At 42.8% G+C, this 26,471-nt stretch carries 28 protein-coding genes; 15 read left to right on the plus strand and 13 right to left on the minus strand.

Going from position 1 to position 26,471, the window contains the following annotated elements:
• Position 1 precedes the first annotated feature (1 nt).
• Genes flgK through SMUL_RS06955 form a run of 12 tightly spaced genes read left to right on the plus strand, consistent with a single transcriptional unit; the run spans position 2 to position 11,542 of the window.
• A complete protein-coding gene (flgK, locus tag SMUL_RS06900) occupies positions 2 to 1,849 on the plus strand; it encodes a flagellar hook-associated protein FlgK (RefSeq protein ID WP_025344527.1) in 1,848 nt (615 codons plus the stop codon).
• Positions 1,849 to 2,661 carry an ABC transporter permease gene (locus tag SMUL_RS06905; RefSeq protein WP_025344528.1) on the plus strand — a complete coding sequence of 271 codons (813 nt, stop codon included), beginning with the start codon at positions 1,849 to 1,851 and terminating at the stop codon, positions 2,659 to 2,661. The genes flgK and SMUL_RS06905 overlap by 1 nt, the downstream gene beginning before the upstream one ends.
• Positions 2,651 to 3,406, plus strand: coding sequence for a TIGR02757 family protein (locus SMUL_RS06910; protein ID WP_025344529.1), 756 nt, complete (start codon positions 2,651 to 2,653; stop codon positions 3,404 to 3,406). The genes SMUL_RS06905 and SMUL_RS06910 overlap by 11 nt, the downstream gene beginning before the upstream one ends.
• Before the next feature lie 41 nt (positions 3,407 to 3,447).
• On the plus strand, positions 3,448 to 5,109 hold the full coding sequence (locus SMUL_RS06915) for a SulP family inorganic anion transporter (RefSeq protein ID WP_025344530.1): 1,662 nt from the start codon (positions 3,448 to 3,450) through the stop codon (positions 5,107 to 5,109).
• 2 nt (positions 5,110 to 5,111) lie between these two features.
• Positions 5,112 to 5,318 (plus strand): tautomerase family protein, encoded by a 207-nt coding sequence (locus SMUL_RS06920; protein WP_025344531.1) that lies wholly within the window; start codon positions 5,112 to 5,114, stop codon positions 5,316 to 5,318.
• Positions 5,319 to 5,377: 59 nt separating this feature from the next.
• Positions 5,378 to 6,055, plus strand: coding sequence for a F0F1 ATP synthase subunit A (locus SMUL_RS06925; protein ID WP_025344532.1), 678 nt, complete (start codon positions 5,378 to 5,380; stop codon positions 6,053 to 6,055).
• Positions 6,056 to 6,066: 11 nt separating this feature from the next.
• On the plus strand, positions 6,067 to 6,351 hold the full coding sequence (locus SMUL_RS06930) for a hypothetical protein (protein WP_025344533.1): 285 nt from the start codon (positions 6,067 to 6,069) through the stop codon (positions 6,349 to 6,351).
• Positions 6,326 to 6,883, plus strand: coding sequence for a thiamine phosphate synthase (locus tag SMUL_RS06935; RefSeq protein WP_051492680.1), 558 nt, complete (start codon positions 6,326 to 6,328; stop codon positions 6,881 to 6,883). Before SMUL_RS06930 ends, SMUL_RS06935 begins: the two co-directional genes overlap by 26 nt.
• A gap of 15 nt (positions 6,884 to 6,898) precedes the next feature.
• Complete coding sequence (gene gatB, locus SMUL_RS06940) at positions 6,899 to 8,329, plus strand: Asp-tRNA(Asn)/Glu-tRNA(Gln) amidotransferase subunit GatB (protein WP_025344535.1); 1,431 nt, start codon at positions 6,899 to 6,901, stop codon at positions 8,327 to 8,329.
• Between the two features lie 12 nt (positions 8,330 to 8,341).
• Positions 8,342 to 9,229, plus strand: coding sequence for an NAD(P)H-dependent glycerol-3-phosphate dehydrogenase (locus SMUL_RS06945; RefSeq protein ID WP_025344536.1), 888 nt, complete (start codon positions 8,342 to 8,344; stop codon positions 9,227 to 9,229).
• Positions 9,229 to 10,323 carry a glycoside hydrolase family 3 N-terminal domain-containing protein gene (locus SMUL_RS06950; protein WP_223809790.1) on the plus strand — a complete coding sequence of 365 codons (1,095 nt, stop codon included), beginning with the start codon at positions 9,229 to 9,231 and terminating at the stop codon, positions 10,321 to 10,323. The genes SMUL_RS06945 and SMUL_RS06950 overlap by 1 nt, the downstream gene beginning before the upstream one ends.
• Complete coding sequence (locus SMUL_RS06955; protein WP_025344538.1) at positions 10,313 to 11,542, plus strand: amidohydrolase family protein; 1,230 nt, start codon at positions 10,313 to 10,315, stop codon at positions 11,540 to 11,542. Before SMUL_RS06950 ends, SMUL_RS06955 begins: the two co-directional genes overlap by 11 nt.
• 166 nt (positions 11,543 to 11,708) lie before the next feature.
• Here SMUL_RS06955 and truA read toward each other — a convergent pair whose 3' ends face one another.
• Genes truA through glmU form a run of 6 tightly spaced genes read right to left on the minus strand, consistent with a single transcriptional unit; the run spans position 11,709 to position 17,427 of the window.
• A complete protein-coding gene (truA, locus tag SMUL_RS06960; protein ID WP_025344539.1) occupies positions 11,709 to 12,443 on the minus strand; it encodes a tRNA pseudouridine(38-40) synthase TruA in 735 nt (244 codons plus the stop codon).
• A gap of 6 nt (positions 12,444 to 12,449) precedes the next feature.
• Positions 12,450 to 13,475, minus strand: coding sequence for an LptF/LptG family permease (locus SMUL_RS06965; RefSeq protein ID WP_025344540.1), 1,026 nt, complete (start codon positions 13,473 to 13,475; stop codon positions 12,450 to 12,452).
• Positions 13,468 to 14,202 (minus strand): prepilin peptidase, encoded by a 735-nt coding sequence (locus SMUL_RS06970; protein WP_025344541.1) that lies wholly within the window; start codon positions 14,200 to 14,202, stop codon positions 13,468 to 13,470. The genes SMUL_RS06965 and SMUL_RS06970 overlap by 8 nt, the downstream gene beginning before the upstream one ends.
• Before the next feature lie 3 nt (positions 14,203 to 14,205).
• Entirely contained in the window at positions 14,206 to 14,937 is a 732-nt protein-coding gene (locus SMUL_RS06975; RefSeq protein ID WP_223809791.1) for a hypothetical protein, read from the minus strand.
• The gene (coaBC, locus tag SMUL_RS06980) at positions 14,922 to 16,133 is read right to left on the minus strand and encodes a bifunctional phosphopantothenoylcysteine decarboxylase/phosphopantothenate--cysteine ligase CoaBC (protein ID WP_025344543.1); all 1,212 of its coding nucleotides are present in this window, start codon (positions 16,131 to 16,133) and stop codon (positions 14,922 to 14,924) included. Before coaBC ends, SMUL_RS06975 begins: the two co-directional genes overlap by 16 nt.
• Entirely contained in the window at positions 16,123 to 17,427 is a 1,305-nt protein-coding gene (gene glmU / locus SMUL_RS06985; protein WP_025344544.1) for a bifunctional UDP-N-acetylglucosamine diphosphorylase/glucosamine-1-phosphate N-acetyltransferase GlmU, read from the minus strand. Before glmU ends, coaBC begins: the two co-directional genes overlap by 11 nt.
• Positions 17,428 to 17,575: 148 nt before the next feature.
• On the opposite strand from glmU, the gene fliP reads away from it, so the two are divergent.
• On the plus strand, positions 17,576 to 18,286 hold the full coding sequence (fliP, locus tag SMUL_RS06990) for a flagellar type III secretion system pore protein FliP (protein WP_407701812.1): 711 nt from the start codon (positions 17,576 to 17,578) through the stop codon (positions 18,284 to 18,286).
• Positions 18,267 to 19,085: a D-hexose-6-phosphate mutarotase gene (locus SMUL_RS06995; RefSeq protein WP_051492681.1), complete on the plus strand. Its 819-nt coding sequence runs from the start codon at positions 18,267 to 18,269 to the stop codon at positions 19,083 to 19,085. Before fliP ends, SMUL_RS06995 begins: the two co-directional genes overlap by 20 nt.
• Before the next feature lie 23 nt (positions 19,086 to 19,108).
• Here SMUL_RS06995 and SMUL_RS07000 read toward each other — a convergent pair whose 3' ends face one another.
• Positions 19,109 to 19,486 carry a winged helix-turn-helix transcriptional regulator gene (locus tag SMUL_RS07000; protein ID WP_025344546.1) on the minus strand — a complete coding sequence of 126 codons (378 nt, stop codon included), beginning with the start codon at positions 19,484 to 19,486 and terminating at the stop codon, positions 19,109 to 19,111.
• Between the two features lie 133 nt (positions 19,487 to 19,619).
• On the opposite strand from SMUL_RS07000, the gene SMUL_RS07005 reads away from it, so the two are divergent.
• Positions 19,620 to 20,210 carry an NAD(P)H-dependent oxidoreductase gene (locus tag SMUL_RS07005; RefSeq protein ID WP_025344547.1) on the plus strand — a complete coding sequence of 197 codons (591 nt, stop codon included), beginning with the start codon at positions 19,620 to 19,622 and terminating at the stop codon, positions 20,208 to 20,210.
• Positions 20,211 to 20,259: 49 nt separating this feature from the next.
• Here SMUL_RS07005 and SMUL_RS07010 read toward each other — a convergent pair whose 3' ends face one another.
• From SMUL_RS07010 to SMUL_RS07035, 6 genes are all read right to left on the minus strand, one after another.
• Positions 20,260 to 21,270 (minus strand): M48 family metallopeptidase, encoded by a 1,011-nt coding sequence (locus tag SMUL_RS07010; RefSeq protein ID WP_025344548.1) that lies wholly within the window; start codon positions 21,268 to 21,270, stop codon positions 20,260 to 20,262.
• Positions 21,267 to 22,307 carry a YjgN family protein gene (locus SMUL_RS07015; protein ID WP_025344549.1) on the minus strand — a complete coding sequence of 347 codons (1,041 nt, stop codon included), beginning with the start codon at positions 22,305 to 22,307 and terminating at the stop codon, positions 21,267 to 21,269. The genes SMUL_RS07010 and SMUL_RS07015 overlap by 4 nt, the downstream gene beginning before the upstream one ends.
• Before the next feature lie 173 nt (positions 22,308 to 22,480).
• Positions 22,481 to 23,002, minus strand: coding sequence for a hypothetical protein (locus SMUL_RS07020; RefSeq protein ID WP_025344550.1), 522 nt, complete (start codon positions 23,000 to 23,002; stop codon positions 22,481 to 22,483).
• A 54-nt stretch (positions 23,003 to 23,056) separates the two neighbouring features.
• Positions 23,057 to 23,368, minus strand: coding sequence for a thiamine-binding protein (locus SMUL_RS07025; RefSeq protein ID WP_025344551.1), 312 nt, complete (start codon positions 23,366 to 23,368; stop codon positions 23,057 to 23,059).
• 21 nt (positions 23,369 to 23,389) lie between these two features.
• Entirely contained in the window at positions 23,390 to 24,637 is a 1,248-nt protein-coding gene (locus SMUL_RS07030) for an MgtC/SapB family protein (RefSeq protein ID WP_025344552.1), read from the minus strand.
• Positions 24,638 to 24,678: 41 nt separating this feature from the next.
• The gene (locus tag SMUL_RS07035) at positions 24,679 to 26,394 is read right to left on the minus strand and encodes a YgiQ family radical SAM protein (RefSeq protein WP_025344553.1); all 1,716 of its coding nucleotides are present in this window, start codon (positions 26,392 to 26,394) and stop codon (positions 24,679 to 24,681) included.
• Between the last annotated feature and the right edge of the window lie 77 nt (positions 26,395 to 26,471).

The following is a 26,471-nucleotide window of genomic DNA, read 5'->3' on the forward strand; positions in this document are numbered from 1 at the left end:
CATGGGACTTTTTAGCACACTCAACACCGGAACATCGGCTCTAAATGCGGCACAAGTTGCCGTCGCCACTACCAGCCAAAATATTGCTAATCAAGATAATGCTTCTTATACCAGACAGCGCGTTAATTTTGCGGCAAGTTCGGCAGTAAGTTCGGGTGGCATTAGTGTTGGTTCTGGTGTGACAATTACTTCTGTTACACGAGTACACGATGAATACAGCTATGTTAAGATGAGAAATGCTGCCACAGCTGTTGCTTATGATGCGTATAAAACACAAGTATTGGAAGAAGCGTCTAATTATTTTCCAGATTTGGATGAATCGGGTATTGCTGTTGATCTTGAAGAGTATTTTTCTGCTTGGAATGATTTGGCTTCCAATGCAACCGAAGGATCTCAAAAAATCGCTCTGGTACAATCAGCTTTAACGATGACAAGTGATATCCAATCCGCCAGAGATTCGTTACGCGATCTTCAAGATTCTGTAAATTCACAGCTTGGAACAGCGGTTGATGAAATCAATAGTATTGCAGAACAAATTTCAGATATTAATAAACAGATTAACGTTATAGAAGCAGAAGAAGGCAACTATGCGAATGACTTAAGGGATCAGCGTGATGAGCTTGAACTTACGTTGTCTAACTTAGTTGATATTTCTGTTTACAAAGGAAATACAAGCAGCTACACCTCTTCCGTTTCATCAGACCTAAGTACTTCTGAGACAACCAGTACAGAGTACAGCCTTAATATTGCTGGCTATACGATTATTGATGGTTCGACCTATCATCCTTTGGTTGCGAGCAATACCTCAAACACAAGTGGCTATTACTCTGTTTATTATGAAACACAAGATGGTAAGCAGTATGACTTAACGGGGAAAATTTCAGGTGGTGAAGTAGGTTCCATGCTCGACCTTCGCGGTCGCGTTCTAAATGGAGAGAATGGGTATCCTACCGATGGAAAAATTCAAGATTATATTGATGAATTAGACACATTTGCCCAAACGCTCATTACCGCAACCAATAATATCTATGCACAAAGTGCACAATCAAGTATGCAATCTCCTATTTTGGATATCAAGGGAGACGACGCTTTAAAAAATGCCTATGATAATATTGAATCAGGTACTTTTGACGTGATTATCTATGATAAGAGTGGCGTTGAAGTTGCTCGTAAAACGGTTGCTGTTGGTAGCACAACCACTCTGAGTGATGATACTTTTTCGGATAGCATTGTGAGTCAAATTAATGCCAGTACGGATGATAACAGTGATAATAATTCGCTAAACGATGTCGATGACTACTTTACAGCTATTTATATGGAAGATGGTACGTTCTCACTCTCTCCTACGACAAATAACAGTGGTTATACCATTGCAATAGAAGATAATGGTACGAATTTTCCAGGAGCCATTGGTATTAGCCAGTTTTTAACGGGAAGTAATGCCTCCGACATTAGCGTCGCAACACAATATCAAAAAGATCCTTCTTCTATGGAAGGGTTTGCTGCGCCCATCTCAGGAGATAATACGGTTGCAAACGCCATGGTGCAATTGCAATACGATTCATTAAGTTTTTACAATAGTGGCATTGTCAGCAAGGGAACATTGGATGGGTATTACACAAGCTTAACGACACACATTGCTTCAGAGGCAAGTGCCGCTGCTTCGAGTCTTTCAACCAATCAGACGCTTTACAACACAGCTTATACCGAATTCCAATCGACGAGCGGTGTGAATGAAGATGAAGAGCTTGCGAATTTGATAATGTATCAAGCCTCTTATACGGCTGCTGCTAAAATTATTACAACAATCGATGAGATGTTAGATACCCTTTTAGGCATGAAATCCTAGTGAAACGATTTCCGTTTTTGAGCACCACTCTTTTGGTGCTCATCTTCTTTTTTTGCTTTGCTTTACCCTCTTTTTATACAGGTTCTGCGTATGAACTAAGCCCCAACGCTATTTTATTACCTCCCAGTTTTGAGCATCTTTTAGGAACCGATAGGCTAGGGCGGGATCTTTTGGCGCGTTTGATGGTTGGGGGTCAAGTCTCCTTAATGATCGGCATTTTAAGCGCACTGATTTCGAGTATTGTAGGGCTTATGATTGGTATTAGCGCAGGATTTTTTCAAAAGAGCGTTGATAAGCTTATTATCGTTGTGATCGATCTTTTCTTAACCTTTCCGACTTTTTTTCTTCTTTTAGCGTTAATTAGTTATATGAATGCTTCGGTGTGGGTGCTTGTTTTTATTATTTCCATTACAGGGTGGATGGGAATGGCGAGAATGATACGAAGTGAGAGCTTCGCCATCTCTAATGCTCCCTTTATTAAAATTCTTAAACTCTCCAATGTCAATACTTTCAAAATCATCTTTAAATACTTTGCTCCCTTGCTTGCTCCTATCTTTTTTATTAGCTTTACATTTGGGGTGAGTGGAGCGATTTTGGCAGAGAGTGGGCTGAGCTTTTTAGGCATTGGGATTACGCCTCCACAGATGAGTTGGGGTGTGATTATCAGTGAAGGTAAAGAAGTAATTGATATTGCATGGTGGCTGAGCTTTTTCCCAGGTTTTCTTATCTTTCTCGTCACCTTTTCCTTGATTAATCTCTCTGATTATCTTCAATCCAAGAGTAACGAAAAAGATGTCTTAAATGACGTTTGAAGCTATTGCAAAACTTTTAAATGAAGAGGCAACTAAACGCAATCATGCAGATGAGATCAGTTTAAATCGTCCTGATCCTTTACTGATTGCTTCACGGCATAACGATGAATTTATCGCCCTTATTTGTGCTCTGTTTGCGTATGGGAATGTTCCTGCCATCATTCAGTTTTTAGAGAGCTTGGATTTTTCGCTCTTGGATGCGGATGAAAGCATGATTGAGCAGGCATTAGCGCATCATTATTACCGTTTTCAAAATGCCAAAGACATTCAAGCGCTTTTTACAACGCTTGGGCGTGTTAAACACGACATTGGCTCATTCGAGTCAGTTTTTCTCCCTGCGTATCAAAAAAAATCAAATGTGATGGATGGTTTACGCGCACTGATTGCGTTGTTGTACGATATTAATCCTTATCGCTCACGCGGCTATCAGTTTTTATTGGGTACAATACCTCCCATAACCCCAGTATCGCCTTATAAACGATGGCACATGTATCTTAGATGGATGGTGCGTAAAGATCATCTTGATCTTGGACTTTGGAGCGGTGTTGATACCAAAGATCTGCTCGTACCACTGGATACACACACCTTTGCATTGGGAAAAAAATTGGGCTTGATTCAGCGAAAATCGTATGATTTTAAAGCTGTGTTAGAGTTGAGTCGCGCACTCCAAAAGATTGATCCAAGTGATCCTGTCAAATATGATTTTGCACTCTATCGCTTAGGACAAGAGAAAATTCTTCTTTAAGGTTCACAATGAATGTGAAGTATTGGCTCCCTAGGAGCTTTATGATTTTGAGGGAGGGCTACTCTGTTACAAAACTATCGTCCGATATTGTAGCAGGCTCTACGGTTGCGATTATCGCCTTACCTTTAGCAATGGCATTTGCCATAGCCAGTGGTGTTAGTCCTGAAAAAGGGCTCTTTACAGCGGTTGTCGCTGGGTTAATTATCTCTCTCTTTGGTGGGAGTAGGTATCAGATTGGAGGTCCTACGGGGGCTTTTGTTGTGGTACTCTATGCGGTTATTTTAAAACACGGATACGATGGCTTAGTGATTGCCACATTTTTAGCAGGCATTATGCTCTTTTTTATGGGTGTTTTTAAGCTTGGTAACATTATCAAGTACATTCCTTATCCCGTTACGGTGGGTTTTACAACCGGTATCGCCCTCATTATCTTCTCCTCACAGATCAAAGATTTTTTTGGGCTTCCTATTGCCAAAATGCCCGCAGAGTTTGTCGATCAGTGGAAACTTTACTCGACAGAGCTTTTACATGTAAACTATTATGCGATGGCTATTGGCGTGGTGAGCATGGCACTTTTACTTAAATTGCGCCACCGTTTTCCGCATATTCCTGCACCCATTATTGTCATTATTCTCTCAGCCCTTGCGGTTTATCTTTTTAAATTGCCTGTGGAAACGATTGGTTCAAAATTTGGTGCACTCCCTTCTACGTTGCCATATCCTTCCATGCCTGCATTTTCATTGGAAAAAGTACGGGCGGTGTTTCCTGATGCGATGACGATTGCCCTTTTGGGAGCGATCGAATCCTTGCTTTCGTGTGTTGTAGCCGATGGTATGACGGGAGATCGTCACCACTCGAATAAAGAGCTTATGGCGCAAGGTGTTGCCAATGTCGCTTCCGTTCTTTTTGGAGGCACTGCCGCTACAGGTGCCATTGCACGAACGGCTACGAACATTAAAGCGGGTGCATACAGTCCTGTTTCGGGTGTCATTCATGCCCTCATGTTGCTTGTGTTTATGTTTTTATTTTCAAAACTCATTGTGCTGATTCCCTTAGCGACGCTGGCGGCTATCTTGATCGTTGTAGCATGGAATATGAGTGAGTTTCACCACTTTAAAGCCATTGCTCTTAAGTCCGAGCGTAACGATATGGTTGTGCTTTTAATGACGTTTTTCTTAACTGTTTTAATCGATCTCAACACGGGTGTTCAAACAGGCATTATGCTTGCAGGTCTTCTGTTTATCAAACGTATGATTGATGTGACAGGCATTGTCGATACGAAAAATACGATTGGTATGCCTTTAGATGAAGACGATGAGCCCATTGAAATGGATGATGCAAATGCTATTTCTAAGAAAATTGTGCCAAAAGATGTCGAAGTGTATGAGATTGATGGACCATTCTTTTTTGGCGTTGCCGATCGCCTTAAAAATGTCCTTGGGGAAGTGAGCAATCCTCCCAAAGTCTTTATACTGCGTATGCGTCATGTACCAATGATCGATGCAACAGGGCTTCATGCCTTAGAGGAGTTTTTTGATCTTTGCCAAAGCAACGGAACGATTCTTGTACTTTCAGGGGTCAATGAGCACATCAAGCTTAAAATTCGCCGTCTTGGTTTTGAGAAAAAAATAGGGTTAGAAAACATTACCGACAATATCGATATGGCACTTTCGCGTGCTCATCGACTTTTAATGAAGGAGTAAAGATGCCTTATGTCACTATCAAAATCACCAAAGAAGGTGCAACAAAAGAGCAAAAAGCTGAGCTTATTGAGGGTGTAACAAACCTCTTAGTGAGCGTTTTGGGTAAAAATCCAGCCACAACGGTTGTTACGATCGACGAAGTGGATATGGATAATTGGGGTATAGGTGGGCAACAGGTCAGCGAACTTCGCAAAAAGCCGAAGCCTTAAACTACTATTAAATGATTTATAGATACAATCACGCAAATTATTAACGAAGGAAATGTGTAATGGGCGAAATGTTTACATTTTTAGGTCTTATTAACCACTCCCATGACTTCATCTTTGTATCACACATTGTTTTAGTCGGTGTTATCAGTTTTGTCTTAGCAAAACTTGCAACGTCTAAAATGCAATTGGTACCAAGTGGTGTTCAAAATGTCATGGAAGCGTATCTTGAGAGTGTCGTCTCAATGGGTAAAGATGTCATTGGTGAAGAGTTGGCACGTAAATATCTACCACTGGTTGCAACCCTTGGTTTGATGGTGTTTATTGCAAACGTTATCGGTATTATTCCTGGGTTTGAAGCTCCTTCAAGCAACCTAAACATGACATTGGCACTGGCATTGATGGTGTTTGTCTATTATAACTTTGAAGGTATCCGTGTCAACGGTGTTGTGCACTATTTTGCGCACTTTATGGGACCATTGAAAGTTTTAGCACCTCTTATGTTCCCTATCGAGATCGTTTCACATCTTTCTCGTATCGTCTCTTTGTCTTTCCGACTTTTCGGTAACATCAAAGGTGATGATCTGTTCTTAGCCGTTGTCTTGATGTTGGCTCCTTGGGTAGCACCACTTCCTGCGTATGCGCTTTTAACATTCTCTGCATGTTTGCAGACGTTTATTTTTATGATCCTAACATACGTTTATCTTGCAGGTGCTGTTTTAATTAGCGAAGAGCACTAAAAAGTACTCCCTTGTTGCAACACCAACAAACGCGTTTTGAAAAACTCCTCAGCTTTTTGCACGGTGCCTCTTGGGCACTTGCATTGGCTGGTGGCGGTTATACCTTCTTACTTTTTCTTCCTTTTGGCACTATCATCGCTTCTCTCATTGCGCTTTTCTTCTTTCTGAGTGGCTGTTTTTTTGTTATTATCTTTTCAATGGCACAACTGCAACTGGATAAATTTGAAGAGCTTAAAAAGCAGACGCAACTCTTAGAAAAACTTAGTCACGATGATCAAACGCTATCTCATCACTGATCCCTCCTTTTATACTTCCAATCCAGCAGAAGTCGTTCAAAAACTTTTACATGTAAAGGCTAAATATCAGCCTGACTACATCTGTTTACGCGATAAACAGACTTCAGCTTATACTTCGCTCGCCAAGATGGTCGCCAAGGCTTCCCTTCAAGATGAACGAACCAAACTCTATCTGCATACCGATTTTAAACTGGCGTACGATCTTGGCTGTGATGGTGTGCATCTGCCTTCCAATGCTTTACATGTAATAGAAAATGCCAAAGCGTTAGGTTTGGAAGTCATCGTAAGCACACATGCCCTCAAAGAGATAGAAGAGGCTGAAAAAAGAGGCGCAGATGCGATCACCTTTAGTCCCATTTTTGCAACGCCCAACAAGGGCGAACCGCTTGGTTTAGAGAAGTTAAAAGAAATAAATGATAGAATCCGCGTTAAATGTTTCGCGCTTGGTGGCATCATCAACGCTGATCAGGTGAAAGCTTGTGAAGAGGTTGGTGTGTACGGTTTTGCCTCAATTCGCTTTTTTTTAGATTAATCCAAAGGCTATTTAATGGAATTTGAAGTTGTTATTGGACTTGAGGTTCATGCTCAGTTAAACACAAAAACCAAGATTTTTTGCAGTTGCCCAACCAGCTTTGGCGACGAACCCAATACCAATGTCTGTGAAGTTTGCCTAGGACTTCCTGGCGCACTCCCTGTTCTAAACAAAGAAGTGGTTAAAAAAGCCATTGCTTTAGGTACCGCTATCCATGCAACGATCAATCAAAAATCTATTTTTAACCGTAAAAACTACTTCTATCCTGATCTTCCAAAAGGGTATCAGACCAGCCAGTTTGAGATACCTATCGTTGAAGCGGGTGAGATTTACATTGACTTTGAAGATGGCACAACGAAGCGTATTGGAGTGACACGTGCGCACCTTGAAGAAGATGCGGGTAAAAACATTCACCATGGCAATGTCTCGCATGTGGACTTAAACCGTGCAGGAACACCGCTTCTTGAGATCGTGAGTGAGCCGGATATGCGAAGCAGTGAAGAGGCGATTTTATACCTTAAAAAACTGCATGCCATTTTGCGCTACCTTGACATCAGTGACGCGAATATGCAAGAGGGAAGTTTCCGTTGTGATGCGAACGTCTCGATTCGCCCAAAAGGTGAGACTAAACTTTATACCAGAGCGGAGATTAAAAACCTAAACTCATTTAAATTTATCCAAAAAGCGATTGAGTACGAAGTAGAGCGTCAAAGTAATGCGTGGGAAGATGGCGTGTATGAGAGAGAAGTGGTTCAAGAAACCAGACTTTATGACACTGAAAAAAATGAAACACGAAGCATGAGAGGTAAAGAAGATAGTGCTGAGTATCGCTATTTCCCCGATCCTGACTTATTGCCCGTGCTTATTCCTGATGATATGCTCGCAGAGTGTATCCAAATTCCAGAACTCCCCGATCAAAAACGTGATCGCTTCCTCAAAGAGTACGGCATTAAAGAGTACGATGCCAATGTGATTACCTCCAGCGTTGAGATGGCTCAATTTTATGAGACGATGATAAGCGAGGGTGCAGGGGCAAAAAATGCTGTGACATGGCTCACCGTTGAGCTTCTCGCACGCTTAAGCCATGGTATGACCCTTATAACTTCGCCAGTGGACGCGGTTAAATTGGCATCGATCGTCAAGCGCATTGAAGATGGAACCATCAGTGGTAAAGCGGCGAAAGAAGTACTTGATTATTTGATGGAAAACTGTGCAAGTGTAGATGAAGCCATTGAAAAACTAGGTCTTAAACAAGTCAGCGATGATGGCGCTATTTTAGCGATTATCGATGCAATCATCAGTGCGAATGCTGATAAAGTCGCAGAGTATCGAGGCGGTAAAGATAAACTCTTTGGTTTCTTTGTGGGGCAAACGATGAAAGAGAGCAAAGGTGCTGCCAATCCTTCTAAAGTCAATGAACTTTTAAAATCCAGACTGGATGCGTAAGTGAGCAAAAGCGTGAGTATAGCTGTCATTGGAGCGGGGAAATGGGGGCAAGCACTTCAGTTTGCGCTCTCTTTCACGCTTACATGTAAGATCACCTCACGTCACATAAAACCTATTGAAAATTTTGTCAGCCTTGAAGAGGCATTGAAATGCGAATACCTTATCTTCGCTCTTCCTGCTCAAGTGGTTCGTGGTTGGCTTGAGGCGCATTTTACGTTTAGTGGGCAAAAAATTCTGGTTGCTGCCAAAGGCATCGAACAGGGCAGTGGTTCTTTTTTAAATGAGATTTTTGCACACTATGTTCCAGAAGATCATCTCAGTTTTTTATCGGGTCCTTCGTTTGCCTCAGAGGTGATGAAAGGACTTCCTACCGCAGTTGTGATTAACTCCAGCAATGAAACACTTTCCAAAGAGTTCGCCGCTTTTTTCCCTTCGTTTATTAAAACCTATACGTCAAAAGATGTCATTGGTGCGGAGGTGTGTGGCGCTTATAAAAACGTACTCGCCATTGCCAGTGGGATTTGTGATGGACTCAAACTTGGCAACAACGCACGTGCGAGTTTGATTGCACGTGGATTGGTTGAAATGCGCCGTTTTGGAAAATATTTTGGTGCGCACGATGAGACGTTTTTAGGTCTCAGTGGAGCGGGAGATCTTTTTTTAACAGCTTCAAGTACGCTCTCACGAAATTATCGTGTCGGGCTTTTCTTGGCTGAGGGTAAAAAACTTGAAACTATTTTAGAGGAACTTGGCGAAGTGGCGGAAGGCGTTTTTACTTCTGCAGCGATTTTTGAACTCTCTACAAAACATACGATCTACACACCCATTGCTCATGAGATAGCACTGATTTTAAAGGGAAAAGAGCCGCGCATCAGCGTGAAAGACCTCTTGTCGGATTGATGATGCTGAAATTTTTCTTCTCCTTCTTACTGCTTTCTTCGCTTTTGCACGCTAAAACACCTCCTTTGGAAGATATGATCGCACAGATGATTATCATCGGCTTTGATGGAACCAAAGAGGGCGATAAATGGGTTGAACAGATTGCTAAAGACATTAAACGTGAAAAAATTGGTGGGGTTTTTATCACCGAAAAAAATGTTCAAAACTCAGTACAGCTTAGAAAACTCAATGATTACCTCAAGTCACAAGCACCCGAAGCGCTTCCGTTGATCGTGGCAGTTGAACATGAGGGTGGAAACAGTCTGTTTGAGGCTAAAAAAGGTTTTAGCGACGTTCCCTCTGCACATGAACTTTTTCAAAACAAAGATATTGCGGAAAGTGAAGCACTGTATCAAAAACTCAGCTCAGATCTTTCTCAAAGTGGTGTTAATGTCAATCTTGCGCCCGTTCTTGACCTTCAACCTAAATTTGATGTGCTTGATAGCTCCAAACTGCAACGTAGTTACGCCGCGTATGAAGAGATTGTCACGACCTATGCGATGCTATTTATCAATGCGCTTAAAGCCGAAGGCGTGATGCCCGTTGTGAAGTATTTTCCCACCTCGGGTACCAATCTTTGGAATAACTTCTCTAGCGAAGAAGAGATCACCAAAACATGGCGTTTTGAGCAGTTAAAACCCTATTATGATCTCATCGCTTTTGGTAAAATGGACGCCGTTTTGATTTCCCATGTCATGCACCAAGAGCTCGATCCCAAAAATCCAACGCTCTTTTCAAAATTGGTCATTCAGGGCTTACTACGAGATAAAATGCACTTTGAAGGCGTCGTTTTTGCTGATAATTTGCGCACCAATTCGATTGCGAGTAGTGTTGATTTTAAACACCGTGTGATTCGTAGCATCGACGCTGGAGCTGATATTTTGGTCTTTACGAACTATTTTGCCGAGAGTGCGAGTATGACCTTTACCGTTAATAAAATTATTAAAGAAGCGATTCAAAGTGGGGAGCTGAGCTCTGAGCGTATTGCCCTCTCCTATGAGCGCATCGTGCGTTTTAAACAAAAATTATCCAAAAGAGGAAGCCATGTTAATTAAGAATGCTTTGGTGTCAACACAAGAGGGAGTTCTCAGACACGATGTACGGATCAAAGAGGGTAAGATCGTTGCCGTTGGCAAAGCGCTTGATGCAGCAGCGAATGATGACGTGATCGATGCTGATGGGCTTTATTTGCTTCCTGGTCTCATTGATCTTAACGTGCGCTTTTCCAACAGCTGTCTCAATCAAGAATACATCGATAAACTCTCCAACAGTTGTCTCAAAGGCGGCGTTACAACCGCTGTGGTGATGTCGGATTTTAGCCCACGCCTTGAGAGTGCAACCCTTTTGGAGTTGGTGAAATTTAAGATCGATCAAGCCAAAATCAATCTACATATGAGCGCTCCTTTGGCGGATGAAAAAGAAGATCAGCTCCATAATATTGCGACCTTGTTAAACAATGGTGCCGCAGCCATTTTGGCGGATTCTCATCGCAATGCCAACCTTCTAAGACGTGGTATGCAGTACGCAACGATGAAAAAAAGACCGCTTTTTGTGCAGTGTTATGAGCCAAATTTGGATGATAATGGGCTGATGAACGATGGTGTGATTGCTTCCAACTTAGGACTCTCTGGCATCTCTAAGATCTCTGAGACGGCGGAAGTCGCCAAAGTGGCTGAGATGGCACATTTTTACGGTGCAAAAGTCATTTTGAAATCGCTCTCGACCAAACGCTCTTTAGACATCGCCAAATCGCATAAAGCCCTTAAATCAGACCTTTACACAGAAGTTTCGATTCATCATCTCTCCAAAAATGACACCAGTTGTGATGGCTTTAATACCTATGCAAAATTGATGCCACCGCTTCGAGAAGAAGAGGAGCGCAAGGCATTAATTGGTGCACTGAAAGAGGGCTTGGTTGATATTCTCACCTCCGCACACTCTCCTAAATCGATTTTATACAAAGATGTGGCGTTTGAAGATGCTGCGTTTGGTATTGGTTCCATTGAAGAATTCTTAACGCTCGCCCATACATTTTTAATCAAAAATGGCGTGATTGATTTTGGGGAACTTATTCGCATCTGTTGCGTGAATCCTGCGCATATTTTGGGGCTCTCTTCCAAAGGGGCTATCGAAGTGGGGTACGATGCTGATTTGGTCTTATTTGACCCTACAGAGAGCTATGAAGTGAGCAATAAACACTCGCTCTATTACGGCGAGACGTTGCATGGTAAAGTCAAAAAAGTGGTTGTGGGTGGAAAGCTACTTTTGAATTAAGAACGAATGTTACGCACTTCTTCAAAAGAGCGTAACATCTTACCTTTTATTTCTCATAAAACTTGTTTTATGAAGCTTTAGGAGGTGTCGGGGATGTATCCCTGACCTTAAACAATGGGTTTTACTCATTGTTTAAGATACCGTTACGCAAACTGCGTAACATTAGTTAGTAAAAGACCCTCGAAAGATAAAGTCCGCACGCTGGAATCAGTGTTGTGGACACTTTCATTTTACGATCGCGTTGTGCGATAAGATCATTGTACTCAAGCACGCCATCGCACGCTTTGAGTAAACTTCCGCACATCATCCGTATCTGAGAGCGCAAAAAAGCATCGCCTAAAAAGTAGATAACAATCAGATGTTTGTAGCGATACGCTCCTGCTTTAAAGATGGTGCGCTCATCTTTGGTCTTTCCCCCACCCAATTTTTTAAAATACTCAAAGTTATGAAATCCGACAAAAACCTGTGCATATTCGTTCAATTTTATAACATCAAGTGGCTTTACATGTAACGCATAATGGGATAAAAACGGCTGATACGCTCCATCGTAAAGCACATAGCGGTAGAGCCTCTTTTTCGCATCAAAACGTGCATGAAACGAGTCATCAACAGGCGTCATGCGCTGAATGAAAATATGCGGCGCTAAAAAAACATTAAGCTGGGCTTGAAGTTTTGCAAGGTCACTCCAAAAGGGTGGAAGGTCTACATGTAAAACTTGATGGGTTGCATGCACACCCGTATCGGTGCGTCCACTGCCCACAACGGTGGTCTCAATGTTGATATGACGCAAAGCCCTTGTAAGCGCACCAGCGACACTTTGGCAGGTTTTGGTTTCATTTTTTTGAATTTGGAAGCCAATGAAAGCGCTTCCATCGTAACTTAGAGTGATTTTAACGCGCATGCGTATTTAGAACATAGCGCGAATGCGTTTTTGGTAAATTTTATAGGCACTCAAAAACATAATCAAAAATACAACAAGGGGTGCGCTTTGTGGATGCCATGTGGATAAAAGCGTTGCAAGGACAAGGTAAAATGAGATTACTACGAACATCTCAACATAGATGCCGCCTTTATTGTAGCGGTAGGTGACAATCCCAATACTTAGTGCTGCCAATGTTGTGGCAAGTGGGAAAAGGGAGATGAGCAGTAAAAAAGAGAGGTCGTAAGCGCGTTTATGATCGGTAAAAACACCGTTCCAATACTCAATAATACTCTGTAATTTTCCCACAATCGTTTTAGGCTGAGAGTTGATGTGCATGCGTTCAAAGTCAACTTGCTGAATGCCCTCTTTGGTAAATTCAAAAATTTTGCCTTGATCAAGATTGAGCCTGAGAACACCTTTTTCATTGTCGATGATCGCATTGGTTGCCACAATGAGTTTTTCATCCTCTTTTTGTGTGGCAGCTTGATAGAGCGTTACGCCTTTGTAGCGTCTGTCATTATCGCTATGCTCTATGTAGACGAGCCAATCGGAGAATCGTTGACCAAACTCATTGGCTTTGATGTTAAATTTGGCTTCAGCTTTTTTGTACTCTATAAAGTTTGAGTTGAGTTGTTTTGAGATCGGAATAAGCAATAAAACATCTAAAATCAAGATAAAAGAGAGCAGGGCGGAGAGTCCTAAAAAGAGCTGTGCGATTTTCTTAGGATTGTATCCGAGTGTGAAAAGTACAATGGTTTCGTTCTCTTTGGAGAGGTTAAAGAGTGTGATACACAAAGCCACAAAAAAGGTAATGGGCAGGGTATAAACAAGCGTTTTGGGCAGAAGATAGATGTAGAGCGTTCCTAATTCCCAAAAGTTCATCTTAATAATAGCGGTCAGTGCCGTTATCTTAATAAAAAATACCACGGATGTGATAAAAAAGAGAATAAAAAAGAGCGAACTAAAGAGCTCACTGAAATGTTTTAAAAGATAACGACTGACTCTATTCATACATAAATTCCATTACATGTAAAATTGGTAGATCAAAAAACCACGTGAGCAAAAGCCCTAAGGCGAGAAACGGGATAAAGGGAAGTTCATACCCCTTTTTGCGTACGATCATAAACGCAACCAACGCAATCAGCGCGCTGATATAAATCGCTACAAGCCCCAGTTTGATGCCAAGTACCGCACCGATAATACCCGCAATAATAATATCTGCTTCGCCCATCACCTCTTTTTTAGCCAGCGCTGAGATACCAAAGCGTAAAAACGTAAACGCTCCCATCAGTAAAAGCCCGTTTTGAAGCGATTGTAGAGGCTCTTGCGTGCAAAAAGCGAGGATGAGTGCGGGTAAACTGAGCGCATCTGGAACAGCTTTATACCGCAAATCAATCATGCTCAGAGCAAGCAAAAGCGCAAAGATTGTGCCTATCAAAAGCGCTTGTGTAAGACTCTGCAAACGCAAAAAACAAAGACCATAAAGCAGAGCAGAACCGAGCTCAACAAGTGGGTATTGCACCGAAATGCGATCGTTGCAAAACGCGCATTTCCCTCTTAGAAAGAGCCATGAAAAAAGAGGAATATTATGGTGCCATCTCAAAGGATGCAGGCATGTCGGACAGTGCGATGCGGGTAGATTGATGCTTTGATGACGAGGCATGCGCACAATCGCAACGTTTAAAAACGATCCTATGCACAGACCAAAAAGCAGGATGAAAACAGCTTCAAACACCATCGCCTAACCCTTCACATCTAATGCCACATCGCCCAGATCAAAAAGAGGTTTGAGCTCTTTTTGCAGGCTAAGGTGTGTAATCATACCCAATTTAGGGCTCTCTTTTTGTAAATAGTACACACTTTTCTCATACATCGCCGCAATTTCAACGCTTGAATCTTGAATGATTCCATACATTGGTCCTAAATGCTCATAAGCAATGTAAAACAGGAGCGATCCATCTTCTCTTTTTTGAAACTGCACCATCACTTTTTTACCTTCGTGAATTAAGGGAAGATGAATGATGGCTTTGGAGAGGGCTAAGAGCATATACGCATAAAGGGTGAAGAGCTCTTTAGGAATCTCACTGCTCAGCTGTTTCACTAAAAAAGCCCTAAATTCGTTATAGCTAAAGCTGTTAGAATCCAGTATTTGCTCCAAGCCCATGGGCAAAAAGTAAGCGTCATTTTCAAAGAGTTTGGGTTGTCGGTAGAGGTTTGAAATGGTTAAAAGTCCTCCTTTGCCCTCAGAAAAATTTGCCCAGTATTTTTCACCTACTTTGAGATTTTTACTGCTTTTGGTAGTGAGCTCTTTGCGTCCCACTTTGAGGCAGTAGCGTCCTCCATCAATTTGGCGTATGACTTCAATGCTCACGGGTAAATTGGCATTAAAATTGATACTTGAACTGCTGGTGCGTCCAATGTCTGAGCCAATGCCTGCTAACTTTTGAAGGGTTGAAATCATAGGTGTGAACACTGCTCCACAATATGTTCTGCAATTTCAAATTTACCTGCAAGAGCAAATTTTTGAACATGCGATGCGGTGATAAAATGAACCTCATTTTTGGTACTTCCAAAGCTATTTTGCTCTTTGAGTACATTGAGGCATACGGCGTCTAACCCTTTTTTCTCTAGCATTTTTCCTGCATTGGCAAGTGCTTTACTCTCATCTATCTCCGCTTTAAAACCCACCATTTTAAAGCCTCGTTTGGGAAGTGATGTGAGCACATCGACGTTGCGTTTGAGCTCTAGGGTGTACGTCTCTCCAAGCTCCTCTTTTTTGAGTTTGCCTTCGTGGGTTTTGATGGGCACATAATCGCTCACCGCCGCTGCCATCAAAAGATAGGGCGTTTTCTCGTTTTTGGTGACATACTGCATCTGCGAAAGAAGGGCGGCTTGAAGCTCTGCCGTACTCTTTACATGTAAAATATTGATGGCGTTGATCTGAGGGGTTTCGCCACTGCTGATCAGCGTTACATTGGCACCTCTGAGGTAAAACGCAAGCGCAAGCGCAGAGGCCTGTTTTCCACTGGAAAAGTTGGTCAAACATCTGACATCATCGATCTTTTCCATCGTTCCACCACCGGTGATAACGACTTCGCGCTCACTCCAAAAAGCTTCTTTAAGCAGCAACCGTGCGCAGTGGTAGAAAATCTGCTCAACATCTGCAAGCGCACCCACACCTTCGTCATTGCACGCGAGCAGTTTGGATTGGGGTGCGATGATCTCGTAGCCGAGCGTTTCAAGCTTTAAAAGGCTCTCTTGGGTGATGGCATTGAGCATCATATTGGTATTGGCCGAAGGGGCAATCACAATCGTTTTGGTAAAAGCAATCGCCGTTTGCGTCATAAGATTGTCCGCAATGCCATGGCTGAGTTTATTGATCGTATTGACCGAAGCTGGGGCAATCACAAACAGGTCTGCCCATTTGCCCGTGTGAATGTGACTCAGCCCTTCGCTCCAGCTTTCCGTGTCACTATGTAAAACCTTGTTTTGGCTGATCGCCTCAAAGGTGAGCGGTGTTATAAAGCGCTTCGCATCTTCGCTCATCAGCACTTTGACTTCTGCACCCGCTTTGATGAAAAGGCGAATGAGCTCCAAGGCTTTGTAAATCGCAATGCTACCGGTGACCCCTAAAAGGATTTTTTTCCCTGCAAGTTGATTATTTCGCATCTTTTTTCCCGAAGAATTTGTAGAAGAAGCCCTCTATGATTTTAAGGGGTTCTCTGTTGATCGCTAGGGCTCCTTTTGGGATGTTCTTGGTAACCGTTGTTCCTGAAGCAATCAAAACATCATCGCCAATACTCACGGGTGCGATCAGTTGTGAGTCACTGCCCACAAAGACATTTTTGCCGATGATCGTTTGGTATTTGGCTTTGCCATCGTAATTACATGTAATCGTTCCACAGCCGATGTTTGTTCCCTCATCAATGGTTGCGTCCCCTAGGTAACTGAGGTGGCCTGCTTTAACACCTTTAAGCGTTGATTTTTTGATCTCAACAAAGTTCCCGATGTGGGTATCTTCGATGATTGAGTCAGGTCGAACACGCGCCATCGGTCCAATGTCAGAGTTTTTAATCACACTTTTTTCAATGACCGAATGCGCTTTGATATGTGCATTTTCAAGCACCGTGCCTTTAAGCAGCGAAACACCGTTTTCAAGCTTGCATTCGCCGCTCATCTGGACATCGGCTTCAATGTAGATCGTTTGAGGCAGGCGCATACTCACCCCTTGTTCCATAAAACGACGTTTGATGCGCTCTTGCATCAATTCTTCAGCTTGCGAGAGATGGTATTTAGAATTGACACCCATAAACGTCGCTTCATCGACAAAAAGCGCTTTCACGCTTTTATTCTCTGCATTGGCTAAAGCGATCAAATCGGTGATGTAGTACTCTTTTTGGCTATTGTGATTGGAAAGTTTGGAAAGATTCTCGTTTAAAAAGTCGGTTTTAAAGAGGTAAACGCCTGCATTCACCGCCGTTACTCTCTTCTCTTCCGCGCTCGCATCTTTCTCTTCAACGATTCTTTGCACGTTTAAAGAAGCATCCATGATGACGCGACCATAGCCAAAAGGCTCTTTACATGTAAAGGCACTCATCACAACGTCAGCGTCCAAATGTGTAAAATTTTGCATAGTTTCCGCTTCAAGCAGAGGCATATCGCCATTGAGCACGAGTAATCGCTCATACTTTGGTGTAACCCCACGGATCGCTCCGCCCGTTCCTGGGAAGTTTTGATGATCTTGGATAATGTAATTAATGTTGGAAAAGTAGCGGTTCATACGCTCTTGCACAAGGTCTGCTTGGTGGTATAAAATGACGTGAATGTCGTCGCTGATCTTTTGAGATTCTTTGATGATGTGGTAGAGCATTTCAAAACCGCTGATCTCGTGAAGAACTTTGGGAAGGGTTGATTTCATGCGCGTGCCTAAGCCCGCCGCCATAATTGCAATCGAAATATTCATAAAGTGTGTTCCTAACAATCAGATGAAATCTATTTTAACGAAAAGTTGTTTAAAGATTAAATGGTTTTTAACGCAAAACCAACTAAAATCCTACAATACATTCAAAGGAATCGGGTTGAGAAAAATTATAAAGGTGCTCTTTTTATTGATGGTGTTTATGTCACCGCTCGCGTTTGGTGCCGACACGATCCCTACCGTTAACCTCTCTTTAAGTGCGCCCGATACACCCCAACAGCTCGTGACCAGCCTAAACCTTGTTCTTGTTTTAACGATTTTGACCCTCGCACCTTCATTGGTGTTTATGATGACCAGTTTTTTACGTCTTCTCATCGTTTTTTCATTCCTGCGACAAGCACTTGGAACGCAACAGATGCCACCGTCTCAAGTCATGGTCTCTTTGGCGATGATCTTGACCTTTTTCATTATGGAACCCGTGATGAAAGAGTCGTACGACGTGGCGGTCAAACCTTATTTAGAAGAAAAAATGGGCTATCAAGAGGCGTTTGAGAAAGGTGCTGCGCCGTTTAAAGCCTTTATGATTCGCAATACCCGTGAGAAAGATTTAGCGCTTTTCTTTCGGATTCGTAACCTTGAAAATCCTAAAAATATCGAAGATGTACCTTTAACCGTAGCGATGCCTGCGTTTATGATCAGCGAGCTTAAGACCGCTTTTGAGATCGGCTTTTTGCTCTATCTGCCTTTTTTGGTTATCGACATGGTGGTGAGTTCTGTTTTGATGGCGATGGGTATGATGATGTTGCCGCCGGTTATGATCTCCTTGCCGTTTAAACTGCTCATTTTTGTATTGGTCGATGGGTGGAATTTGCTGGTGCAACGACTTGTGGAGAGTTTCCATTAACGCGCAATACCTTATCTCAAACGATCTTTTCTTTGAGATTCACCATCCGCTTTTTGATGCGATCCTCCTTAAACAAGGTGCGCAACTCATTCACTTTCAACCCAAAGGTGGTGAGCCATTTTTTTGGAGTGCTAAGCGTTCAACGTTTCAAAAAGGCAAAGCATTTCGGGGTGGCATTCCTCTGTGTTGGCCTTGGTTTGGCAAAATAGGCACGCCTGCACATGGATTTGCGCGCATTGTGGAGTGGGAAATGGCGCAGTATGTTGAAAATGAAGAGGGCGTTCAGCTGATTTTTGAGTTACGAGATAATGCGTTTACGAGGTCGTTGTGGGATTATGCGTTTAATGCACGGCTTGAGATGAACTTGGGACATGATGTTGAATTGTGTTTACATGTAAACGCTGAAAAAGAGAGTACGGCGGCACTTCATACGTACCTTACATGTCAAAACATTCATGATGTAACGGTGATGGGGTTGGGTAGCGCCTACAACGATGCTTTGCAAGGTGGTGTGGCGTGTGAAACTAAAGAGCCTGTTTTACATGTAACCCATTCCATCGATAGAGTCTACACCATGCCCGAAGCGACTACGTTACTTTGCGAAAAGGATCGAATCTTGAGTATCACGCATAAAAATCACAGCGATGTGGTGGTGTGGAATCCTTGGCGTGAGGGCGAAAGCAGTTTTGCTGATATGAATGAGAATGATTACACACAAATGCTCTGCATCGAGAGTGCTCGCATTTCCAAGCCTTTGGCGTGTGAAGATCGTTTACATGTAAAGATTGCGTCGCTTTAAACGCTTTACATGTAAACTTGGTTTCACGCCTTTTTAGAGAGTTTGGGTTCGCACACCGTTCCTTCGCTAAAGGCGCCACACACGGTGACATAATCAATGCCCCAATCAAACATTTCATTGAGCACAGGGCGTAATTTCTCGCCAATTGGGGTGAGTGAATAGACCACTTTGGGTGGAATTTCAGGAAACGCTTCACGCGCTATAATACCTTTTTCTTCGAGCTCCCGAAGTTTCACGGTCAGGGTTTTTTGCGTAATCTCACACACCTCTTCAAAAAGCTCTTTGTAACGTTTTTCTCCCGAGAGTAGATGCCAAATAATGCCTAGTTTCCATTTATCGTTAAAAATGTCTTGTGCGATGGCAATGGCACAGGTGTACGCTTTTCCATTAACTAAATACATGGTTTATGACCTTTTTTAAAGTCAATTATAGCATAAATATAAAAATATATCATTACACACTAAAAGTATCGTAAGGATATGTTAAGCATGCTAACATTATAATTTTCCAACAATAAACACAAAAGGAAATCAAATGAAAAATGTACTGATTATCAACGGGCATCAAAAATACCCTGTGGTTGCAGAGGGGAAACTCACACAGTTTTACATCGACACCGCCACAGAGTTTTTTCACAAAGCAGGCTATGCCATCAAACACAGTGAGGTTGAGGGCGATTATGACGTCAAAGAAGAGGTTGAAAAATTTGCATGGGCCGATATTATCCTCTTTCAATTCCCAACCTACTGGATGGGCGTGCCTTGGCTGGCTAAAAAATACATTGATGAGATTTTTTCCACAGGTCAAGGAACCGTCACCTATGAGAACGATGGCAGAACCAGAAGTGACGCAACCAAACGCTACGGAAGCGGTGGCTTGATGCAAGGAAAACAGTATATGCTCTCCATCACCTACAACTGCCCAACGTCAGAATTTAACGATAAAGAGGGCTTTTTCAGCGGACTCAGCCTTGATGAAGCCAATGTTGCAACGCATAAAACCTTCCAATTTTGTAGCGCAGAACCGCTTGAAACCTTCTCCGTGCATGACATTTTTAAAGGCGATTTGGATTTGGAAAAAGAGAAAGTACGCTTTATGGCTCATTTGGAAAAAACTTTCAAATAAGCCTCACGGTGGCATGAACTCATGCCACCATCTTCTTTACATGTAAAGCTTACAAGCTGGATGCATCCAAAAAAGGCTGAATGCGTTTGCGCGTTTCAGGATGACTTGCAAAAGGCGTTTTGGATGCATTGGCATCGGGGTCAATGCGCTCTAATATCGTCGCAAAATAGTGCGGAGAAATCTTCGCTTTTAAAAGTCCTTGAAGCGCAAACGCATCGGCTTCCTCTTCCATTTCCCTAGAATAGCCTTGTTGAATCAGCAACAGTGGAATGCCTGTCGCAAGGTCTGAAAACGTACTCACATCGCCTGTTATCATCACGATCAAAACACCTGAACCCATCGCTTGAAGTGCCATTTTAAGCGTATGTGACGCGTTGATATGCCCTAGTTCATGTGCTAAAACAGCCACAATCTCAGCATCATGTTCTGCTTTTTCAACCAATTGATCAGTCACAACCATACTTTGACCCGCAAGGGCAAACGCGTTGGCGCCTAAAATTGGGCTACTGCGAAAGAGCAGTTGAAACGGAGCACAGTGAGTTGTGGCGCAAAAACGATTGAGCTGTTCCGTGATGGCCGTTTGTCGCTCTATCGGTAAAAGCGTCTCTTTGAGATACATCTTATCAAGGAGGGCAAGACTCTCTTTATCCATCATCAGTTTAATGTTTTCAGGAACAACGCGCGCAACATAAGCGGCAACGGTGGGAATGCCGTAAAAAAATCCTGCACCCAAAAGAGCAATGGTAAAGACCAACGTCGCGAACACATAACGTAGTTTGCTCTCAAAATAGTGGGCAAGGTATTCAGGTGATTTTTGTTTGAGTTGCTGTTCCAGTGCACGAAGTGCCTCAAGATCATGGCTGTGTATTTCTTGATGGTGAGGAAGGTAGACGATACTGCTTGCACTGCCCACCATCGGGTCTATTTTGATCTCTTTGAGTGCAAAAGAGGAGTAGCGTGTGGGCGTGTGCATAAAAAGCTCTGTTTCGCCCACTTCAATGCTGACACTGGTGGGACGAGAAGTTTTGCCATCGAAATACTCTCCTTCAAACGTGATCATGCCACACCAATATCCATATCAAACAGATCTGATATTTCAGAGCCAACAGCGGTTGTTGTGGCAAACGATTGTACGGCAAATTCATCTAAATTAGCGGCAATGATTTCAAGATGAAGTGAGCGATAACGCGCTAAACGCACACTCGCAAATGGGATGTACACTCCAAACGTGATCATAATCAGCAAAAGATTGGTGGCATAAATCCATAAAACATCACGAACGCGTTGGGTTGAATGAAAACGAACGTCTTCTAAATGCAGATGGTTGTAAAAAAGATTGATCGTTTGTGTTTTGATGATAGCGACGGCGATGGGAATCGTGATATAAAAGGCTAAGAGCCCAACTGAGATCGCCAGCCCAATCATCTGTTTGTGTGTCTCAGGTGAAAGGGCAGGATGCGTTACCATGTAAGCATAAATCAGTGCCCCTATCATGCCCCAAACCACAGCTAAAAAGGCGAGGGTGAAAAGATAGAGTTTCCAAAAAGGTTTTGATGATCCACTGTAAGAAGTTGTTGTCGTACCATACGCATAATGAGTGGCTAAAAATTTGAGTTGCGTGTAGGCAACATAAGGCAAAGCAAGTCCAAAGGTGATGATGGTAAGAACAGGCATTAAAAGGTACACTTTTGCCGCTTCTCCTACCGTTCCCGTAAAATTAAATCGCAACCCTCGATAGGCACTTTGGCGTGCGCCAAAACGAAGGGCAGCAACAATAATCCATGGTGAAGCGATACCAATGGCGACAATGATAAGCGTACTCACCAGCGGTGCAAATTTGGATGTTCCCACATAAAGAATCAACAGTGTTGCCGCAATCAACCTTCCTTTGAGAATTTGCATGGGTGTCGCTAAATACGAAAAGGAGTGGTTATCCAAAAACGTATGCCCATAAAACCAGCGCATGGTTCGTACTTTTGCCCACGCAGAGTAAATCCCAAGTGTAATGATGCTCAGCGCAATATTGACAATCCAGATGCGAAAATATTCGCTACCACGTCCCGTAAAATCCACAGCGTAATGTTTGATTGAATGCATCCTAATCCTTTGGGTAAACAATGATTTAGAAAAGGCATGGTATTGATTGAGAGGCTTTGTTAACTGAAAGAGACATACGAACATCACATCATACTTAAAGATAAATTAATGTTATCTTAGAAGCATGATGTGTGGAGTCTGTTTTTAATGCGGAAGGTAGCGTACAAAATGGTTTACATGTAAAGCTCAAAACCTTTTTGTTGCTTTAAGATACTTTCAAAGAGTTTTTGTGTCTCTTTGAGCATTTTTTCATTTTGATTTTCGACTTTTGCTAAGATTTTATCAAGGCTCGTCAAAATCGAGTCATTGATGTAATTTTGCGTGTTTTCATTACTCGTTTGAGGAAGTGCTGCGTTGACTTCATATGCGGTGTTGGTCAAGCTTGCAATGTTGGTGTTACTTGCACTCTCTTGTACGTTTTTGAGGTATTCGTCCATCATCGGCTGAATGGTTTCCATCGCCGCATCAATTTCTTTTTGATCATTGGCGTCAATACCATTACCTTCGTAATGAAAATTATAGCCATACGCGTGTGCAAGTGTGAATGTTGTACTTTGTGAGTTGCCATCACTCTCTTGTGAAATCTCTGCGTAGCGCGCGTCATACATGCTCAGATCGATCACATCGCCGCTACTGGTTTGCAGTGAAAAACCAAAGCTATTATAATTGTAATTATTGGCTCCGACGGTTTCCATAAAGTTGCCCCCTTATTTAAACATACGAGTAAGATCGGCACCCTGTGAAATTTTTTAAATCGTAATCAAACAATCCAGCTTGTTTTGCACCGATTCAATTTTTTGGTGCATGCCATCTGTGCGGTTAGGTCGTATGTCAAATTTCAAACACGCATACACACGCCCGCACGCTTCAAGCAGGGCATAGGCTTGCTCGACCAATTTTAGCGCTTCGCTCATCGTAGGTGTCTCAACCACCGTACTCATGGGAGTCAGTTTATAGCTGTAGCCATTCTCATGAATCATCTCGACAATGCGCGCCACATCGGCACTTTTACTGCCTTCACCTTCAAGAGGAAACATACTAAATTCCATTAAAACGCTCATTCTTTCTCCTTTACATGTAAACTACGAGAGTGCATAATAAGCACCACAAAATGTTCCAATCGTCAGCACGAGATAGCCACCAACATACGAGGCAATGCGGCGTGTGCCCAGTAGAAAAACAATGATACTTTTAAGCAATGAATTGGCGATGATCGCAAGCGTAATAGCGTTTAATGCGGTTGTTGTATCCAGTCCATTGTTGGACAAGGAGGCAAGGGAGAGTGCTATCGCATCGGTGTCCGTTAGACCTGAAATAAAGGAGATAATATAAACACCTAATTCACCAAAGGAAGTGTTTGCAAATTTGACTAAAGCGATGACAGCGCCAAATAAAACTCCTAAAATAAGCGCTTCGGAGAGTTGAAACGGGTTTTTAAACACGGTTTCTTGAATGATTTTCTCTTTTTCTGTGGTAACGTAGATAAATCCAAGATAGAGATACCCCACACCAGAAGCGATCAAAACAGGGTACAAAATCTCATGAGCCAGCGCGGCATTGATGATAAGAAGCTCGATGTAAATACGAAAAAGCATGATGGAGCAGGCAAGTCCTACCCCAATAGCCAGATTTTTAGAAAGCGAAGGATTCTCTTTGGAACGTCGTGCAAGGCTGAGTGCTACGGCGGTTGAGGAGACAATACCTCCTAACAGACCTGCTAAACCAATACCATGTTTAGCCCCCACAAGGCGTACGGCGATGTAGCCTAAAAAAGAGATGCCTGCGACCAAAACGACCATGAGCCAGATATTGTAAAGATTGAAATAGCCCCAAGGATCAAGCGGTTCATCGGGGAAAAGCGGCAAAATAACAAAGCTCATCATCAAAAAAAGAATCATCGCGCTCAGATCTTGTTTCTCAATCACTTTTTCATAGGTCTGGATTTTCTCTTTAAGATTGAGGATAAAAAGGACACTCATAGCAACAAAAACAGCCAGTGCCATTTTCTCATACGCGAGCAGGGCGCCTATGAGAAAAACCACCAACGCTGAAAACTCTGTGGTCATGCCGTTTTCTGTAGGTGTTCGATTGAGAATATACGCACCCATCAGAAGAGCGCCTAAAACAGATGTAGACGCAATAAGCAGGTAAGGAACAGACGCATTGAGCCACGCAGAGAGATAGCCAATGAGTGCGATGAGCGCAAAAGTGCGTGCCCCTCCAAAATCTTTCTGGCGGTTGGCATACAAAAGGTTCATTTCACGTTGCAACCCAATGATCAGCCCAAGAACAATAGCGATAATGATGTTTTGAAAAACAAGCGTATCCATTGTCGACCTCTTTGGGATTATTTTACCTGAATTTGGCTAGATCAGCTGTCTAATCCACTGTAGTATTTACGCTCTTTGGAGACAACAATCTCTTTTTGACGCTCTTTTTTCTGCATATCTTTTTCGACAAAAAGCGGTTTGCGCGTCACAGGATGAAGCCCTGTGTAGTACATCAACGTTGCATACGTTGAAGGGGTTGGCGTAAAGATTTGCGCTTGTTCGGGATTGATTTTGAGCACATTGCTTGCAAACTGTTTGAGAGAGTGCATATGCTTCTCCTCACAGCCTGGATGCGCGGCGATAAGGTAGTAGGTGAGAAACTGTTTTTTGCCCGATTCACGAGAAAGCCGATCGAAGAGCGCTTTAAACTCAACCAACGACTCTTTACCCGGTTTTCCCATCAATGCTAAGATCTCATCATCAATGTGCTCAGGCGCGATCTTCATCTGCCCACTGAGATGATGCTCCACAATCTCTTTAAGATACTCATAGCCATAGGCTTTATCTTCACTGATCAGATCATACCGAATCCCTGAAGCGACAAACGCTTTTTTAATGCCTGGAAGGGAGCGTACTTTTCGAAGCAGATCAAGCTGTTTTTTGTGCGTTGGTTTAAGTGCTTTACAGAGCTTTGGAAACATACAGCTCTTCTCTTCACAGGTGCCTTTGGTCACTTTCTTATGGCATTCATAGCCGTACATATTCGCCGTTGGTCCTCCAAGATCGGAGATGATGCCTTTAAAATCTTTATAAGTCGTAAAGTGTTTCGCCTCATTGAGAATAGAGTTTTCACTTCGACTTCGAATGGTTCTGCCTTGATGCACGCTGATCGCGCAAAAACTACATTCGCCATAGCAGCCTTGGTGCGTTGAGATGGAAAATTTGATCGTTTCAAGCGCTTTCACCGCACCCTCTTTTTTGTGGTACGGATGCACATCGCGCATAAAGGGAAGCGCACTGACTTCGTCCATCTCTTCGGTAGTGAGGTAAAGCGCAGGTGGATTTTGGATGAGGTAGCGCGAATCGACTTTTTGACAGAGTCCTTTGGCGGAGATGGGGTCATTATTGTGGTAGAAAATGTCAAACATATCCATAAATTTGAGTTTATCATCAAGGCACTCTTGATGGCTCGGAAGCGCTAAAAAAGCCTCGTTTGGCTCTTTGGAAATGTAACATAACCCTTTTACATGTAAAGGCTCAATCTCCTTTTTTAGGGCATCGGCAAACTCGACAATGCTGTGATCTGACATGCCATAAAGGAGGTAATCGGCTTTGGCATCAAATAAAATGGGTTTGCGAAGTTTATTGCTCCAAAAATCATAGTGTGTGACACGTCGCAGACTGGCTTCAATGCCACCAAGCATAATAGGAACGGTCTCTTTAAAGTGTTGGCGGATGAGGTTGGTGTAGACCAAACTGGCACGGTCGGGGCGTTTGTTGTTAATGCCACCAGGTGTGTAGTCATCGCTGTTGCGAAACCGTTTTGTCGCCGTGTAGTTGGACACCATCGAGTCCACACTGCCGCCACTGACACCCCAAAAAAGCTTTGGTTCTCCAAGGCGTGCAATATCATCTTTACATGTAACATCAGGTTGCCCGATGATGCCGACTTTATACCCCGCCTTTTCTAACACACGACCTACAACCGAAACGCCCATATAGGGACTATCAATATAGGCATCGGAGGTGATCAAAATGATGTCGAGTTGTTGCCAACCTCGATCCATCATCTCTTCGTGTGTGGTGGGTAAAAACATGCTTTTCCTCTGTGCTTAATATAGGTATTAATATACCACAACGCCTCTATGTTTTGGCTTTTTTAAGATTGTTAGTA

This window comes from Sulfurospirillum multivorans DSM 12446 (assembly GCF_000568815.1).
Classification (GTDB): Bacteria; Campylobacterota; Campylobacteria; order Campylobacterales; family Sulfurospirillaceae; genus Sulfurospirillum; species Sulfurospirillum multivorans.